Source organism: Enterococcus sp. DIV1224 (assembly GCF_050555455.1).
Taxonomy (GTDB): Bacteria; Bacillota; Bacilli; order Lactobacillales; family Enterococcaceae; genus Enterococcus_B; species Enterococcus_B lactis.
This window is the reverse complement of the sequence record NZ_CP187859.1, coordinates 452,501-468,397: the sequence shown is the minus strand read 5'-3', so window position 1 is coordinate 468,397 and position 15,897 is coordinate 452,501. Positions and strand designations below refer to the sequence as shown.

Sequence of the window (15,897 nt, the reverse complement as noted above, 5' to 3'; positions counted from 1 at the left end):
AACGCGTTCATTTGAACCAAATTTAAAAAACAATCGGCAGCTTGCAGAATATACCGCGAAGATGCCGATTGTTTTTTGAGAAAATTCATGAATCACCGTTCTGTTAAAAAGTCTTTGATCCGTTTGCACGCTTCATGTAAGTTTTCCATACTGCTAGCATAAGAAATTCGTATATAGCCTTCTCCTTCTGGGCCAAATGCAATGCCAGGGATACACGCAACTTTTGCCTGTTCCGCTAAGTCTACACAAAACTGCCAAGAGTCGGTTTGAATGACAACTGGGAGTTTGCAAAATAAATAAAATGCACCGTTTGGCTGAGTCACTTCAAATCCTAAAGGCGCCAATTGCTGGACCAGATAGTCTCTTCGTGTTTGATATTGCTCTTTCATGTTCTCGCTATCTTTTACTCCATTTATTAGCGCTTCAGCCGCAGCTTTTTGCGACATCGTTGTAGCCGCAGTCACCAGATATTGATGGACTTTAATTAGTTCGTCAATAAGGGCTTTTTGAGCAAAAATAAACCCCACTCGCCAACCAGTCATCGCATGTGACTTGGATAGCCCGCTTATCACGATTGTTTGTTCCGGAAGATAAGCAGCTATGGACATATGCGTTCCACTGTAAGTCAATTCAGCATATACTTCATCACTTATAACAAATACCGGATATTTTTTTAAAACTTCAGCGATTGCTTCCAACTGGCTTGCAGACAATGTCGTCCCAGTGGGATTGTTAGGATAATTTAAAATGACTGCTTTGATAGCTGATCCATATTGTTCAAATGCTCGTTCAAATTGTTCCGGCTGACAGACAAACCCTGTGTCAGAAGTATCTATCGGGATCAATTCAGCACCAGCTAGTTCCACTAATGGCTGATATCCTGAATAAGCAGGCGCTGGAATAAGAACCTTGTCTCCTTCTTCTAAAACAGATAACAATGCAGAAGCAATCGCTTCCGTTGCACCAACCGTCGTCAAAACTTCCGTTTGCGGATCATAAGTTAATCCATAACGCTGCTGCTGAAACATACAAGCAGCTTCCCGCAGTTCCTCCAGTCCTCTCATTCCGGTATAGTGAGAAAAGTCTTCTTCAATCGCTGTTATTCCGGCTTGTTTGACATGTTCGGGAGTCGGAAAATCCGGTTCTCCCAAGGTGAGCTTGATCACATCTGGTATCGACGATATTTGCTGATCGAATTGCCGTATTTTAGATACTTCTATTCTAGAAAGCCTAGGATTAAATCGATTGGATAAATTCATCATTATTTACTCGCTCCTCTTTTGAACTGCTATCGATTTCTTCAAGAAGATTTTCTGTAAAAAGAATCGTTTTGTACCATTCTACACCATTTTCTAAAACATCCATATCAAAATCGAACGTCGGATCATGTAAAGCAGGGGTATCACCGACACCTAAAAAGAAAAATACACATGGATATTGTTGCGTATATATGCCAAAATCTTCGGCTTGAAGAACTGGATCCTCTAATTCATGTAGTTTGTTTGAATCCGACAATGCTGCGTATAAGCCTCTATGATTGATTACAGCTGGATAGCCGTCATTATAGCGGAAAGAAATAGTAGCTGCAGAGTGAAACTGTTCTGCTAAATGGGCTAATCCCCTCTTCAAATAATTTTGCATATCTGAACTGTAAGAACGGATACTTCCGGATACAATAACTTCTCCAGCTAAAACATTTCGGATCGTTCCACCTTGGATTTGACCAAATTTCATTAGATGATTCCACTCTGCCGGTAATTGCCGATCAAAATCATAAACATTTTTCAAAAATCGTACAGCTGCCTCCAGACTATCGATTCCTTTTTCACTAGAAGCAATATGCGCGGACTGGCCCTTGATGATAATGTCTGTTTCACTGCTTTGTGCCATCAAAGGTCCTGGTCGAGAAAAAACTTCTCCTTTCGCTAGTCCAGGCCATAGATGAAAGCCAAATATTGCTTGTACTTCATATTTATCTAACAATCCTGACTGAATAACACTTTGTGCGCCGCCGGAAATTTCTTCTGATGGCTGATAGATCAGTACTACATTATAAATAAGCTCCTCGATGTGTTCAGTTATAAAGTCGGTCAACCCTAAAAGCATCGCCACATGTCCGTCATGACCACATGCATGCATATACCCTTCATGCTTAGAAGCAAAAGAGAGATTTGTTTCTTCTTTGACTGGCAGTGCATCGATATCTGTTCGAAAAGCAATCGTTTCTTCTTGTTGATTATCAAAATAAAGAAGCAGTCCTGTTTCGCCGATTTCATGGATAACGGCTCCACTATTTTTTACTTGTTCATATAAATATTTTTTTGTTTTGAATTCATGAAATCCGATTTCAGGAATTTGATGGAGTGCCATTCGATATTCTTTCAGCATCCGTATTCACCATCCCTTCATAGATACCCTTCACTACGGTTTCATACTGATCATTCGGTACACCGATGATTAGATTCAACTCCTGTGCTCCTTGTGATAAGATCGATGTGCGAATTTCTAATTTATTCAATATCGATAACACTTTTCCAGATAAACCGATCAATTCTTTATGCGGTCCGCCAACGACAGAGATCAAAGCTAAGTCTTCGATCACGACGATTTCTTCCACGCCAAGTGTTTCTTTTAATTCTTTCGTGATGAGAAATAATTTATCGGCAATCGCTTCTGCTGAGACGATCACTCCGATATTGTCGATCCCTGAAGGAATATGTTCGATTGATATCTCATGTTTAGCAAAAATGCTCATTGCTTTCCAGATAAACCCGATTTCATCGGACATATGACGTTTGAATAAAGTGATCGAAAGAAAATCCTTGCGTCCAGCTATTCCTGTCAGTCCATTTTCCTTTTCCACTTCGTGATTCGATATTTTTGTTCCTTGAGCGAAAGGATCATTGGTATTTTTTATTTGGATGGGGATATCCGCCTCTTGAACTGGGAAAACAGCTGCTTCATGAAGAACATTAGCCCCCATATAAGCCATCTCTCTCAGTTCTCTAAAAGAGATTTCCTCGATGATTTTAGGATGATCGATGATTCTCGGATCAGCCATCATGATTCCTGAAACATCTGTCCAATTCTCATAACTCGCCGCTTGTAGCATTTTCGCCAGTAACGCGCCAGTAATGTCGCTTCCCCCACGTCCCAATAATTTTTCTTTGCCTGCAGGGTTTGCCCCGTAAAATCCTGGAACAACCATTTTCGGATATCTTTTAAATGCTTTTGTGATTTCCTGTGCTGTTTTTTCCTCATCGATTTTTCCATCATAGTCAAAGAACAGCAGGTCCTTTGCATCAATGAACTGGTAACCAAGATACTCAGCCATCAGTCGAGCAGTCAGATATTCACCTCTGCTTACTAAATAATCTTCAGTTATCTTTTCATCTTCCAGTTGTTTTTGTATGCGTGCCAGTTCCTCTTCCATAGGTAACTGCAGGTCAAGAAGGTCTCTTACTTGAATGAAACGTTCACAGATCCTTTCCCAAAGGGGTGTCCAATCAACATGATGCTGAAGGTAGGCATAAATCAAATAAAGTAAGTCTGTTACTTTGTCATCATCTGATGTACGTTTGCCTAAAGCAGAAACAACGATCACTTGACGATTGGGATCTGAAAGAACAATTGTACGGACTTTTTTGAATTGTTCTTCATGAGACATCGATGTTCCGCCGAATTTTGCTATTTTCAGCGTATTACTCATCTTGCCACCTCCGCTATTTTCTGCATTAAAGCTGCAGCAATCTGTACGGCATTCGCAGCGGCTCCTTTGCGTATGTTATCGGCAGTTGTATAGAACAACAGTCCGTTCTCTAAAGAGGTGTCTTTTCTGATCCTCCCAGCATAAACCGTATCTGTTCCTCTAGCAAGAATGCTCGTTGGATATTTATGTGCTGCTAGATCATCTTCTAATTGGATTCCTGGAAACTGACTGAGACACTCTTTAACTTCTTCAATCGTAAACTCTTTTTGCAACTGAACGGCCACCGAGACTCCGTGTCCATTCTCGATTGGCACACGTACACAGGTTGCTGATACTGGCAAATCAGGCTGATGCAGAATCTTACGGGTCTCATTTATCATTTTCTGTTCTTCTTTGGTATAGCCGTTTTCCAAAGGCTGATCGATTTCTGGAATCACCGTTTGACTAATATTATAAGGATACAAAGCTGGTTCCTCGTCATTTTGCGTGCGGTAAAGATCTTGGATACCTTTCTGTCCAGAACCAGAAACTGCTTGATAGGTCGAATAATTGACTCGTTGGATTCCAAAGGCTTCTTGTAAAGCTTTAAGCGGTAGTACCGCTTGAATGGTTGAACAATTTGGATTCGCAATCAGCCGATTCAATGTATAGTCTTCAAGATTGACCTCTGGAACGATCAATGGAATATCCGAATCTTCTCGCCATGCCGAGGAATTATCTATAACAAATAATCCTTGACTTCTTGCGATTGGCGCAAACTCTTTGGATACAGAAGCACCTGCAGAAAATAGCGCTAAATCATATCCTTCAAATGAAGTTTCTGTCAATTCCTGTACAGTGTGTTTCTTCCCCTTGAATACACAAACTTTGCCAGCTGAACGTTTTGACGCTAATAATTTCAATTGTCCTACTGGAAAATCATATTCTTCTAACACTTTGAGCATCGTTTGTCCGACTAATCCGGTTGCCCCCACAATACAGGTATCTATTTCGCGCATTTTTCTCCATCTCCTCTATAATTCGCGTAACGCAGCAATCAATGCTGTATTTTCTTTTGTCTGATCATCACTTATTTTCAAGACACGTGCAGGTATTCCACCGACAACAGTGCCTGCTGCCACATCTTCTAAAACCACTGCTCCTGCTGCCACGACTGCATCTTTTCCGATATGGACACCTTCAACAATCACTGCATTCGCACCTACCAGCACGCCATCTTCTACGATAACCGGTTTAGCCGATGCGGGTTCGATTACACCCGCTAAGACAGCTCCTGCACCAATATGGCAGTTTTTGCCCACTGTCGCTCGTCCACCTAAGACAGCACCCATATCAATCATCGTGTTTTCACCGATTACTGCACCGATATTGATAATCGCTCCCATCATGATCACGGCATTGTTGCCGATGGACACTTGATCTCTGATAATAGCACCTGGTTCGATACGGGCATTAATTTTTTTGATATCCAGCAAAGGAACTGCACTGTATCTTGCAGCAGTTTCGATTTCGATTTCAATGATTTTTTCCGCTTCAGCTTCTAAAACCGGAGCAATCGACTCGTAGTCACCAAAAACAACGAAGCTGTTTCCTTCACCAAAAACTTTGCTGTCTTTAAATTTGATTGGCTCGGTTACATTCAGATAGACTTTCACAGGCGTCTTTTTAGATGCCGTTTGAATGTAGCGGATGATTTCTTGAGCTTCCACGTTTCTTACACCCCTTTATCCATTAATAAATCTTCTAATTTGTAATAACCTGGTGGCTGATTTTTCAACCAGTCCGCTGCTTCTACTGCACCTGCAGCAAAGATTCGATTAGAAAAAGATTCATGTTTGACCGTAAATACTTCATCGGGAGCTGCAAACATTACCTCATGTTCACCAGGTAAAGAACCTGCACGAATACTGTGTACACCAATTTGATTTTCTTCTCTTTTTTGTCCTTGCCAGTTGTATACAGGCTGAAGCTTTTGTACTTCTTGGATTGTTTGAAGAAGCATATTCGCGGTACCAGATGGTGCATCTTTTTTACGACTATGATGTTTTTCAATCAGTTCGATCTGCCAGCCTTGCAACATTGCAGCTGCTTGCTTGATCAGTTGGTTCATCACCATGATGCCTAACGAAAAATTAGCACTATACATCACAGGTACCTGCTTGGCATGTTCTTCCATTTCTTGGAACTGTGATTGTGTATAACCTGTCGTGCCAATGACTAACGGAAGTTGATAAGACAAGCTATACGAAAGGATCATCTCTAAATTATCTGGATGAGAAAAATCAATAAGCAGTTCTGGCAGTTCCGTAAAAGCAAGTGTAGTTGCTTCTTTAGGTGCCGTCCGTAAAAGAAGGACCGTGTCTTCTCTTTCTTGTGCAACTTCTTCGACTCTATTCCCCATCTGTCCACTGCCAATCAGTCCGATTTTCATTTTTCAACCGTCCTTTCCCTTAGCAAAAGCTGAGCTAATTGTTTCTTTTTCTCTTCCGAAAGGGACACTAAAGGCAGGCGTAGAGGTCCTGAAGGTAAATTTAATAATGACATAGCTGCTTTGACAGGAATAGGATTGGTCTCACTGAACAAGGCATGGATCAGCTCAAGTGCATTTAATTGTTTTTCTTTTGCTTGCTGCCATCTTCCGTCCATCATATCTTTTACTAACTCATGGACTATTTTAGGCTGGATATTTGCCCATACACTGATTACACCGCTCCCTCCTACACTCATTACTGGCAGGATCAAATCATCATTTCCGCTGTAAAGGCTGAATTTTTCGCTAATCAATCGAGCGGCATCCATCACATAAGCCATATCTCCTGAGGCTTCTTTCAAACCAATGATATTAGGATGTTCTGCTAAATCTACTAGTACATGGATTGGAATCGACATGCCTGTTCTAGAAGGGACATTATATAAAATAAGCGGAATTGGTGAAGCTTCTGCAATTGCTGTGAAATGAGCAGCTAATCCTGCATCACTTGTTTTGTTGTAGTAAGGAGTGATGACCAAAAGTGCATCTGCGCCCAAAGAAGCAAAATGCTTCGCTTTTTCAATCGTTTCTTTCGTATTATTCGTTCCAGCTCCTGCAATCACCGGCACACGGCCAGCCACTTTCTTTACTGTCAGTTGAAGGATCTTCTCCTCCTCAGATTGTGTGAGTGTAGAAGATTCTCCTGTTGTACCCAAAACTAATAATCCGTCTGTTTGTTCATCTAAATGGAATTGGATCAATTTTTCCAAACCAGCATAATCTACTGATCCCTCTTCATTCATCGGCGTGATCAGCGCCACGATCGAACCTTTTATCATCTTCATTCCTCCAATATTCTTGTCCATTCATGAACTGCTGGACCAGCCATTTGTATCGTATCCTCACCAGAGATCATCAAGTCTCCTTGTTCCAAGTGAACGACTACCTGATCTGCTGAAATCTTCCCAGTTTCCTTCGCAACCGCATAAGAGGCACAGCAACCTGTACCGCAAGCAAGTGTCCAACCTACTCCTCTTTCATAGGTACGGACGGTCAATTCTTGTTCATTGACTACTTCTACAAAGTTGACATTGGTTTTTTCTTTGAATAAAGGATGATGACAGATCAGTTCGCCTCTTTTTTTCCAAACTTCCTCACGCGCATTTTCAACAAAAACAACGGTATGGATCGTCCCTAAAAATAAACTAGTGATCGTTACTTTTTCGCCACCAATTTCTATTTCCTGGTTTTTTATTGGATAAGATTGTGCAGCTTTGATTTTTTCTGGAGAATCATCTGGCACTCCCATATCTACGCTGCAATAAAAAGGTGAGGGATCCAACACCGTAATTTTTCTTGTGCCTGCTAACGTCTCTACGTTGAATTCCTGTTCATCCATCCTATTTTGATCATTCACATATCGAGCAAAACAGCGAATACCATTTCCGCACATAGGGGCACGGCTACCATCTTTGTTGTAATAGATCATTTCCAACGGATCGGTTTTTACGGCGATCAATCCGTCTGTGTCATATTTTTCTTTTGCGCATAAAGAAGCGGCTAATTGACTATAATTCGTATCCTCTGTGTAATCTAATAAGATAAAATCATTTCCACAGCCATTATATTTATGAAGGATCATAAGAAACTTCCCCCCTTAGTAGATCAGAAAATGCTTGTCTGCGAACAACCAGTCTTGATTGACCATTATTGACAAAAACAACTGCTGGTCGTGTCGCTCGATTGTAGTTGCTGCTCATTGAGTATCCGTAAGCCCCCGTGGAATAAACAGCTAAAAGATCACCTGATTTTGCTTTCGGCAAATAAGTTTCTTTGATTACCACATCTCCTGATTCACACATTTTTCCTGCAATCGTCACTTTTTCTGTTTTTTCTTCCGACAATTTTTCTGCTAAATCACAATCGTATGCTGCCTGATACAGAGCTGGGCGGATATTATCTGTCATCCCGCCATCTACAAAGTAATATTTTTTATGTGGTGTCTTTTTGATGAAGCCAATCGTGTATAGTGTTGTACCAGCTTCCCCAACAATACTTCTTCCTGGTTCGATCAGTAGTTGACGAATCGTCAGTTTTCGTTTGTCCAAAGCTTCTTCCGTATATTCAATCAGCTTTTTTAGTGCCTCTTCGATTGGGATTGGCTGATCATTTTGTGTATAACGAATCCCGAATCCTCCCCCGAGATTCAAGGAAAGTGGTTGCTCAAAATCGGTTAAGTAACTCGTCAATTTGTCGATTTCAGCTAGCCAAGCAGTAACATCAAAAATTTGTGACCCAATATGGGCATGAAAACCTTCTAACTCTAGATAGCTGCTTTCTTTTATCAATTGGAGAGCTTGCTGACACTCTTTACTTTCATAGCTCATGCCGAATTTTGAATCAATATGTGCAGTGACGATATATTCATGAGTATGGGCTTCTACACCGACATTCAACCGAAGCATGACATCGACTTTTTTAGAATAGCGTTGGCTTAATTCTTCTAATAACTCGACTTCCATCAAATTATCGGCAACAACATGCAACAACTCATTTTCAAGTGCATAGATCAGTTCTTCTGGGGTCTTGTTATTACCATGGAAATAAATAGCATCTCTAGGAAAATCAGCTTGCAAAGCGGTATAGATTTCCCCACCGCTGACAACATCCAGCCCAAATCCATATTCATGGACTAAACGTAGCATCTCAATCGTTTGGAATGCTTTAGAGGCGTAAAGCACTTTTGTATCAAAATGCTTCGATACAAAGCCTCGCTTGAATGACAGCATCGTTTGTCTCATCTTTTCTTCGTCATACACATACAGAGGTGTCTGATACTTTTCTGCTAATGTGCTTGCTGTGACTCCGCCAATTATCAATTCTGTCATTTTTTCATTCCTCTTTTCACATTTTTTCCGTTTTTATTGGAATTTCATTTGATAAAGATTTGAATTTTATTGGAATAATATTATACAAAATTTTCTGAATTGTCTAGTATATTTCGAAACATTTTTTTAAAACAAAAATAAAAATGGGTACAAAAAATAAAATATCCGAACTATCAGAAGAATATTCCTGCATACCAGCAGAGGTTTATCGCTGTTTAGCGATGATAAACCCTTTTTACTTCCATATCGTTCGGATATCTTAAATTTATGAGTTATTTCAACTATTTTCACGGTTCCATGATATTGAAATAGTTGTTTGTATCTGCTTTAAAAAGCATGGACCAGTTTCGTGGTTCACCCGAGGAATCAAGCATTTGCTGGAGGAATGCTAATCTTTTTCCTTCATAAATGAGCGTGACCTCCTCTTTGTCTGAAGAAATAGGATAATAAGTCAAAATTCCTTGCCAGTAATCGATGAAATAAGTCGTTGTCAATGAATGGATTTGACCATTTGAAAGTTGCCAATCATCTGTGAACTTTACCATGCCCGTCTGTTGTTTTTTGGTCGAGATAGTATGGATGCTTAAATAATCCAGCAACATTTCTCCATTCATCTGTGCCGATAACTCTGACGAATCAGCCGATTCAATTGAAAACAAGTCCACATCTTCCTTTAATTCCAGTGCTCCAGTCAAGTACTCATTTCGCCAAGCCCCAGATTCCGATTGATACCCCAATTGTGTCAACGATCGTCGGCAAAGCGCTCTTGCCTCTTTATTTTCAGGATCTGCGTAAATGACCAAATTCGTAACTTTTGCCGCCCATTGATAATTTCCTTTTTCATAATCTTCATGTGCTTTTTCTAAGATGGCCTCTGCTCCACCCATGTACTTTACCATTTGTTTCGCTTCCCGTTCAGGAGGAAGCGGATTTAAATTCACCGGATTTGAATCATACCAACCGATATACTTTTGATAAACCGCCTTGCTATTATGAGCAATCGTTCCGTAATATGGTCTTAGATACCACTGGTTTGTCAGCTCTTCTGGCAAAGCGACTTGTTCTGCTAATTCGTTTATGGTATACCCGGCATTGACAGCTTTAAGTGATTCATCATGAATTCCTTTATATAACCGTGCTTGGTCTAGTAAATACCTGTTAATAGCATCTGGTTCCTCCTCAGTGGCGTACCGCGGCCAAGTATGCGCATGGAACAATACTTTTGCTTTTGGTCCATAGCGCCGTTGTGCCTCGATAAGGTTATCTCGACCAGCTTTTTCCATCTCGTATCTGTGCCCCTCGCAGAGTATAAAGATTATGCATCGTACAAGTGCAGTTTTCTGCCATCCAAAGCGCTTGATATGCTGGAATATACGTATTCATTTCGGCAGGGGCTTCTGTGCCAGGGGTCAATTGGAAATCCAGATCTAATCCATCGATAGCGATTATTTTATTTTCAGTGATCTCACAAGTAGGAAGCTCAAAACTGATCGTGCCTGTAGATTGTCCTTGTCCAATCCCAACAGATAAGGAACCAAATGGACTTTTTTCTAAGGAAGAGCCATATTGAAAGACTGCTCTTCTTCCCATGGCCTTCCCTACCATAAGGTTCTCAGAAATAGCAGCTTCCGTAAATCCTTCAGGTACATAAATCGGAACAGAAGGATCTACTTTGAAGTCTTTAAACAAACCGCGTATGCCACCAAAATGATCGACATGGGAATGACTGATAATGATTCCTGCAAGATTCCCCTCCACTTCTGGATACCCGTTTTCATTAAACCAGCGATCCGCAAACTCAATCGCTGCTCTTGAACATTCGATACTCATCAATGTATCAAAGACAATCCATTTATTGTTTGGAGTAAGAACCAGTGTGAGGTTGGCCATATCAAATCCCCGTAACTGAAAGATTTGCTCAGTGACACGAAAGAGACCCGTTTGATGGTTACATCGCGCATTTTCCCAAAGACTTGGATTCGCACAGTTTGGACATTCCTCTTCTAAAAATGCATAAGCTTTCTGGCTCCATATAACTTTTCCGTCTTGAATAATCTCTAAATGGTTAAAGGGAGCGACACAATTCTGGCTAGCTAACATAAATTCATGATTATCCGCAAAGTTCAATTGTTTTTTTACGTTGCTATTTTCTTTCTGTGTCTCTTTCGTCGTATGCTTCTCCATTATTCAGCCTCCGTTTTCTCTTTTTAAACTAATTTAATTATAATATTATTTTAATATAAAGAGAAAGAAAACGCTGTCTTGGTTATACAAGCAGTAGGAAAATAAAAGGAAACATGGCAATTTGAAACTATTTCAAATATTTATAGGCTTCGATAATCTCTTCGTACTTTTCTTTCGCATTTTCTTCTACGGATTTATCTGGATGATACTTCATGACTTTTTGTCGATAGGCATGTTTGATCTCTTCTTTTGTTGCCTGTTCATCTACACCTAAGATCAGCCTAAAATAAGCTTCCAGTTCAAAAGGCTCGTTGATTACTAAAGAAGTTTTTTCGTTGTTCCTATTTTGATCAGATGATTGTTGCGTATGATCAGAAGTATCTTTCTTTTCATTTTTTTCTTTGAGTAAAAAAGTGAATAAATACGTACACTTACGAAAATACTTATTCAAAGAATGATAAACAACTAAACGGATACCAATTGCTACGAGAGAGATCGGAACTGTCAACAAAATATTCCAAATCAAAGCTAATTGAAAAATAACATTTAATAAATAAAAAACAGTAATGATCGTCATACATGATCCTATGATCTGCAATGGATAAATACCATAAAATTGTAATAGACTAGACAACAGCAGGTAACTCAGTGGAATGCTTAAAAGAATAAATAATTTTACAGATAGATGCGCTTCTGTAAATCGTTGAAAATAATGGATGATAGGCTGAAAAAATTCCAATAATTCAATATATCGCCCACCTATTTCATTCGGAAGGAACATCGAAAACAAAACAACAATTATGTACAAAGCCACTTCTGGAAATGCAAGCGTTACAATTATTGCCCACAACAAAAAAATCAAAAGATAAAAAAACAGTAATAGGATGAATCCCATAAAGATTCCTCTCTTTCAAAATATTCGACAGATCACATCTTTCAATTAAATTGTATTTCAAAGTGTAAATAAAACAAATACTTTTTTATTTTTCAATCGGCTGATTCTACAAAAAACCTCTTGAAAGGCAGATCGGATGATCCACTTTTCAAGAGGCCAAGCTATGTTTTTCAACTTCTTATCAATTCGTCAGCTCATTATTTTGACGCACGTTTTACATAAGAACCTTCTGCTGTATTGATTTCCAATAATTCATCTGTTTCGATGAAGTCAGGAACATTGACCACTAAGCCAGTTTCCATTGTCGCTGGTTTACCTGAACCAGTAACTGTTGCACCTTTGATTGAAGGTTGTGTTTCCACGACACGCAACACGACAGTTGTTGGTAATTGAACACCGATAACTTCGCTACCGAAGAATTGGATTTTTACTTCCATGTTTTCTAGGATATATTTCATTTCTTCTTCTACTGTTTCTACAGGAATTTCATATTGTTCATATGTTTCCAAATCCATGAAGAAAGCTGTATCGTCCATCGTGTACAAATATTGCACAGGTTTTGTGTCGATATGTGCTTTTTCAAATTTTTCTTCTGGTCTGAACGTTGTATCGTATGTTGCGCCTGAACGGACATCTTTCAGTTTCATACGCATAACTGTATTTCCTTTACCAGGTTTATGGTGGCTTGCATCCAGAACTTTAATCAATTTACCGTCTTGAACGAATGTCATACCGGCTCTTAAATCACTTGCTGAGATCATTATTTTTGCTCCTTCTTTTCTTTATCATAATCAACTTTATTGTATCAGACAACCGGTCAGAAAACTAGAGTATTCTCTATCTTTTAAGGTTTCATGACTATTTGACAAAAAAAGTAAATACGGGTAAACGATACTATCAAAAAATTTTTCCTTTCAAGCATTTGACTTTTATTTTTTTTCATGCTATCGTTAATAAAAATTTTACTTGGAGGGATACACATGACAGTCAGCAACCAAAAACAATGGAATCGTTGCTGTTGTATGGTGCGTAAAAGCAGCATACTATTTGTCATGTCTATTAATTGCCCTTCATAGAATGAGTACCAGGTAACTTACCTTTTTGTCTACTCAATTTTTCTCTATGTCTTTCAAGGAGCTGATTTAATAGTCAGCTCCTTTTTTTATTATCTTTTTTAGGAGGTCCATATGATTATCTCGACAATTACAGAAGCTATTGGTTCTACACCGCTTTATCGCTTTGACAATCAGCACTATTCTATGCCTAAAGGTTCTGCTATTTATGCAAAACTGGAATATTTAAATCCAGGAGGAAGTATCAAAGATCGATTGGGCAGTTATTTGATCAAAGAAGGACTTGCCCAAGGAAAAATCAATGAAAAAACGACGATCATCGAACCGACTGCCGGAAACACAGGGATTGGGATTGCTCTGGCCGCACTCACACATCGGTTAAGAACGATTTTTGTTGTTCCAGAGAAGTTCAGCTTAGAAAAACAACAATTGATGAAAGCATTGGGAGCAAAGATCATCCATTCTCCTAGTGAGAAAGGAATCGTCGGTGCCATCAGCAAAAGTAAAAAACTTGCAGAAGAGATATCGAACAGCTATCTGCCTCTTCAATTTGAAAATAAAGATAACCCCGCTGCTTACTATCATACGTTAGGACCGGAAATCTTTCATGAAATCAAAGAAGATATCCATAGTTTTGTGGCGGGGATCGGTAGCGGTGGAACCTTTGCTGGAACTTCTACCTTTTTGAAAGAAAAATATCCCGACATTCGAATAATCGGTGTAGAACCAGAGGGCTCTGTGTTAAATGGCGGAGATCCAGCCCCTCATGAAATTGAGGGTATCGGTGTAGAATTCATTCCGCCGTTTCTTTCTCCCCTTTCAATCGATCAGATCGAGACAATCTCTGATATAGAAGGGTTTAACTATACTAGGCAATTAGCACGAGAACAAGGACTATTAGTTGGAAGTTCGAGTGGTGCGGCTTTTGCAGCAGCATTAAGAGAAATTCGTCGTTTACCACCTGGTCATCGTGTCGTTACGATTTTTCCAGACGCAGCAGACCGCTATTTATCAAAAAACATTTACTTATAGGAGGAAAGAAACATGCACATTCAAACAAAATTGATCCACGGAGGCATCAGTGAAGATTCCACAACAGGAGCTGTCAGTGTACCTATTTATCAAACATCCACTTATCGGCAAGATGGAGTCGGTCATCCTAAACAATATGAATATTCAAGATCTGGTAATCCTACTCGTTTTGCATTGGAAGAACTGATTGCTGATTTGGAAGGGGGTGTTCGAGGATTCGCTTTTTCTTCTGGTCTTTCTGGGATTCATGCCGTTTTTTCTCTTTTTGAAGCTGGCGATCATATCTTATTAGGAGATGATGTCTATGGAGGAACATTCCGTCTATTTGACAAGGTTCTTACTAAAAATGGTCTCGAGTACACGATCATAGATACGAGCAATCTTGATAAAATAGAACAATCCATCCAACCCAATACAAAAGCACTTTATCTTGAAACACCTAGCAATCCGCTTCTAAAGATTACTGATTTAGAAAAAAGTGCCACTCTGGCTCATCGACATGGATTGATAGTTATTGCTGACAACACATTTGCTACTCCTTATTTTCAAAGACCATTAGATCTTGGTTCTGATATCGTTGTCCACAGCGGCACCAAATATCTAGGCGGACACAGCGATGTAGTAGCTGGTCTAGTGACTACTAGACATAAAGAGCTGGCTGAGCAGATCGGATTTTATCAAAATGCTATCGGTGCCGTTCTTGGTCCTCAAGATAGCTGGTTACTTCAGCGTGGAATCAAGACTCTAAGTGTTCGTATGGAGGAACATCAAAAAAATGCTTTTGCAGTAGCTGATTTTCTTTTCTCTCATCCAGCAGTAGAAAAGGTCTACTATCCAGGATTACCCGATCATGAACTTTATGGAATTGCTAAGCAACAAATGAGTGGCTTTAGCGGAATGGTTTCTTTTACTTTAAAAAATGAAGCAACTGCTATTCCTTTTGTTGAATCTCTCCAACTATTTACTTTAGCAGAAAGTTTAGGTGGCGTAGAAAGTTTAGTAGAAATTCCCTCTGTCATGACTCATGCGTCTATTCCAAAAGAAAAACGTGAAGAGGCTGGCATAAAGGACGGCTTGATCCGTCTTTCTGTAGGAATTGAGTATGGTCAGGATCTCATAAACGATTTAGCTCAGGCATTTGACACAATCAAGAACTAGAAAGTCCGCATAAACGGTTTAGCAGAAAAATCTAAAAAATATTTCAGATTGCTACACCTTGGAAACGATAAGTGTTAGAATCAAGTAGAAAGACGTTTTTGTAAATTTCACTAAATAATTCTTTAGTGGAAAACATCAAAACAAATGAACAAATAGATAGGAGTCTTACAAATGAGAATGAATGTCGAAAGTTTTAATCTTGACCATACAAAAGTCAAAGCACCTTATGTACGTGTAGCCGATCGAAAAACAGGTGCACATGGCGATGTCATCATTAAATACGACGTCCGCTTTAAACAACCAAATAAAGAACACATGGATATGCCAAGTCTGCATTCATTGGAACACTTGACTGCTGAACTAATCCGTAATCATGCAGATTATATCGTAGACTGGTCACCAATGGGATGCCAAACAGGATTTTACTTGACTGTATTGAATCATGAAAGTTACGAAGATATTTTAGATGTTCTGGAAGCAACAATGAA

16 protein-coding genes (1 of these 16 running past the window's edge) are annotated in these 15,897 nt (G+C 39.4%); 3 read left to right on the top strand and 13 right to left on the bottom strand.

Annotated features, from left to right (window positions below; genetic code table 11):
- Positions 1-92: 92 nt before the first annotated feature.
- From IGK53_RS02190 to efp, 13 genes are all read right to left on the bottom strand, one after another.
- On the bottom strand, positions 93-1,262 hold the full coding sequence (locus IGK53_RS02190; RefSeq protein WP_002291405.1) for a pyridoxal phosphate-dependent aminotransferase: 1,170 nt from the start codon (positions 1,260-1,262) through the stop codon (positions 93-95).
- Entirely contained in the window at positions 1,237-2,388 is a 1,152-nt protein-coding gene (locus IGK53_RS02185) for a M20 family metallopeptidase (protein WP_430604939.1), read from the bottom strand. The genes IGK53_RS02190 and IGK53_RS02185 overlap by 26 nt, the downstream gene beginning before the upstream one ends.
- Positions 2,348-3,697 (bottom strand): aspartate kinase, encoded by a 1,350-nt coding sequence (locus tag IGK53_RS02180; protein WP_002314502.1) that lies wholly within the window; start codon positions 3,695-3,697, stop codon positions 2,348-2,350. Before IGK53_RS02180 ends, IGK53_RS02185 begins: the two co-directional genes overlap by 41 nt.
- An 8-nt stretch (positions 3,698-3,705) precedes the next feature.
- Positions 3,706-4,707 carry an aspartate-semialdehyde dehydrogenase gene (locus tag IGK53_RS02175; RefSeq protein WP_002291401.1) on the bottom strand — a complete coding sequence of 334 codons (1,002 nt, stop codon included), beginning with the start codon at positions 4,705-4,707 and terminating at the stop codon, positions 3,706-3,708.
- 15 nt (positions 4,708-4,722) lie between these two features.
- Positions 4,723-5,418, bottom strand: coding sequence for a 2,3,4,5-tetrahydropyridine-2,6-dicarboxylate N-acetyltransferase (gene dapD, locus IGK53_RS02170; RefSeq protein WP_002314500.1), 696 nt, complete (start codon positions 5,416-5,418; stop codon positions 4,723-4,725).
- A gap of 5 nt (positions 5,419-5,423) precedes the next feature.
- Positions 5,424-6,140, bottom strand: a complete 717-nt coding sequence (gene dapB, locus IGK53_RS02165; RefSeq protein ID WP_002291397.1) for a 4-hydroxy-tetrahydrodipicolinate reductase — start codon at positions 6,138-6,140, stop codon at positions 5,424-5,426.
- A complete protein-coding gene (gene dapA, locus IGK53_RS02160; protein WP_002291396.1) occupies positions 6,137-7,018 on the bottom strand; it encodes a 4-hydroxy-tetrahydrodipicolinate synthase in 882 nt (293 codons plus the stop codon). The genes dapB and dapA overlap by 4 nt, the downstream gene beginning before the upstream one ends.
- A gap of 2 nt (positions 7,019-7,020) precedes the next feature.
- Positions 7,021-7,821 carry a diaminopimelate epimerase gene (dapF, locus tag IGK53_RS02155; RefSeq protein WP_002291395.1) on the bottom strand — a complete coding sequence of 267 codons (801 nt, stop codon included), beginning with the start codon at positions 7,819-7,821 and terminating at the stop codon, positions 7,021-7,023.
- Positions 7,808-9,067 (bottom strand): diaminopimelate decarboxylase, encoded by a 1,260-nt coding sequence (lysA, locus tag IGK53_RS02150; RefSeq protein WP_002291394.1) that lies wholly within the window; start codon positions 9,065-9,067, stop codon positions 7,808-7,810. Before lysA ends, dapF begins: the two co-directional genes overlap by 14 nt.
- Before the next feature lie 287 nt (positions 9,068-9,354).
- Entirely contained in the window at positions 9,355-10,350 is a 996-nt protein-coding gene (locus IGK53_RS02145) for an alkyl sulfatase dimerization domain-containing protein (protein WP_002329590.1), read from the bottom strand.
- Positions 10,328-11,251 (bottom strand): MBL fold metallo-hydrolase, encoded by a 924-nt coding sequence (locus IGK53_RS02140; protein ID WP_002329591.1) that lies wholly within the window; start codon positions 11,249-11,251, stop codon positions 10,328-10,330. The genes IGK53_RS02145 and IGK53_RS02140 overlap by 23 nt, the downstream gene beginning before the upstream one ends.
- Positions 11,252-11,378: 127 nt before the next feature.
- On the bottom strand, positions 11,379-12,146 hold the full coding sequence (locus IGK53_RS02135) for a J domain-containing protein (RefSeq protein ID WP_002292693.1): 768 nt from the start codon (positions 12,144-12,146) through the stop codon (positions 11,379-11,381).
- A gap of 197 nt (positions 12,147-12,343) precedes the next feature.
- Positions 12,344-12,907, bottom strand: coding sequence for an elongation factor P (efp, locus tag IGK53_RS02130; RefSeq protein WP_002289434.1), 564 nt, complete (start codon positions 12,905-12,907; stop codon positions 12,344-12,346).
- A 426-nt stretch (positions 12,908-13,333) separates the two neighbouring features.
- Between efp and IGK53_RS02125 the strand changes: the two genes are divergently transcribed.
- From IGK53_RS02125 to IGK53_RS02115, 3 genes are all read left to right on the top strand, one after another.
- Positions 13,334-14,251, top strand: a complete 918-nt coding sequence (locus IGK53_RS02125) for a PLP-dependent cysteine synthase family protein (RefSeq protein ID WP_002292689.1) — start codon at positions 13,334-13,336, stop codon at positions 14,249-14,251.
- Between the two features lie 12 nt (positions 14,252-14,263).
- Positions 14,264-15,409, top strand: a complete 1,146-nt coding sequence (locus IGK53_RS02120) for a cystathionine gamma-synthase (RefSeq protein WP_002292688.1) — start codon at positions 14,264-14,266, stop codon at positions 15,407-15,409.
- 171 nt (positions 15,410-15,580) lie between these two features.
- Positions 15,581-15,897 carry the 5' portion of an S-ribosylhomocysteine lyase gene (locus tag IGK53_RS02115; RefSeq protein WP_002289439.1) on the top strand. The gene runs 142 nt beyond the window's last position, so only the first 317 of its 459 coding nucleotides appear in the window; it begins with the start codon at positions 15,581-15,583; its stop codon lies beyond the right edge, outside the window.

What these genes read in the sequence shown, in the direction of transcription:
- IGK53_RS02125 (WP_002292689.1), top strand. Translation starts at nt 13,334, where the DNA reads ATGATTATCTCGACAATTACAGAAGCTATTGGTTCTACACCGCTTTAT.
- IGK53_RS02120 (WP_002292688.1), top strand. Translation starts at nt 14,264, where the DNA reads ATGCACATTCAAACAAAATTGATCCACGGAGGCATCAGTGAAGATTCC.
- IGK53_RS02145 (WP_002329590.1), bottom strand. Translation starts at nt 10,350, where the DNA reads ATGGAAAAAGCTGGTCGAGATAACCTTATCGAGGCACAACGGCGCTAT.
- IGK53_RS02175 (WP_002291401.1), bottom strand. Translation starts at nt 4,707, where the DNA reads ATGCGCGAAATAGATACCTGTATTGTGGGGGCAACCGGATTAGTCGGA.
- efp (WP_002289434.1), bottom strand. Translation starts at nt 12,907, where the DNA reads ATGATCTCAGCAAGTGATTTAAGAGCCGGTATGACATTCGTTCAAGAC.
- IGK53_RS02185 (WP_430604939.1), bottom strand. Translation starts at nt 2,388, where the DNA reads ATGCTGAAAGAATATCGAATGGCACTCCATCAAATTCCTGAAATCGGA.
- IGK53_RS02135 (WP_002292693.1), bottom strand. Translation starts at nt 12,146, where the DNA reads ATGGGATTCATCCTATTACTGTTTTTTTATCTTTTGATTTTTTTGTTG.
- dapA (WP_002291396.1), bottom strand. Translation starts at nt 7,018, where the DNA reads ATGATAAAAGGTTCGATCGTGGCGCTGATCACGCCGATGAATGAAGAG.
- lysA (WP_002291394.1), bottom strand. Translation starts at nt 9,067, where the DNA reads ATGACAGAATTGATAATTGGCGGAGTCACAGCAAGCACATTAGCAGAA.
- dapB (WP_002291397.1), bottom strand. Translation starts at nt 6,140, where the DNA reads ATGAAAATCGGACTGATTGGCAGTGGACAGATGGGGAATAGAGTCGAA.
- IGK53_RS02190 (WP_002291405.1), bottom strand. Translation starts at nt 1,262, where the DNA reads ATGATGAATTTATCCAATCGATTTAATCCTAGGCTTTCTAGAATAGAA.
- IGK53_RS02140 (WP_002329591.1), bottom strand. Translation starts at nt 11,251, where the DNA reads ATGGAGAAGCATACGACGAAAGAGACACAGAAAGAAAATAGCAACGTA.
- dapF (WP_002291395.1), bottom strand. Translation starts at nt 7,821, where the DNA reads ATGATCCTTCATAAATATAATGGCTGTGGAAATGATTTTATCTTATTA.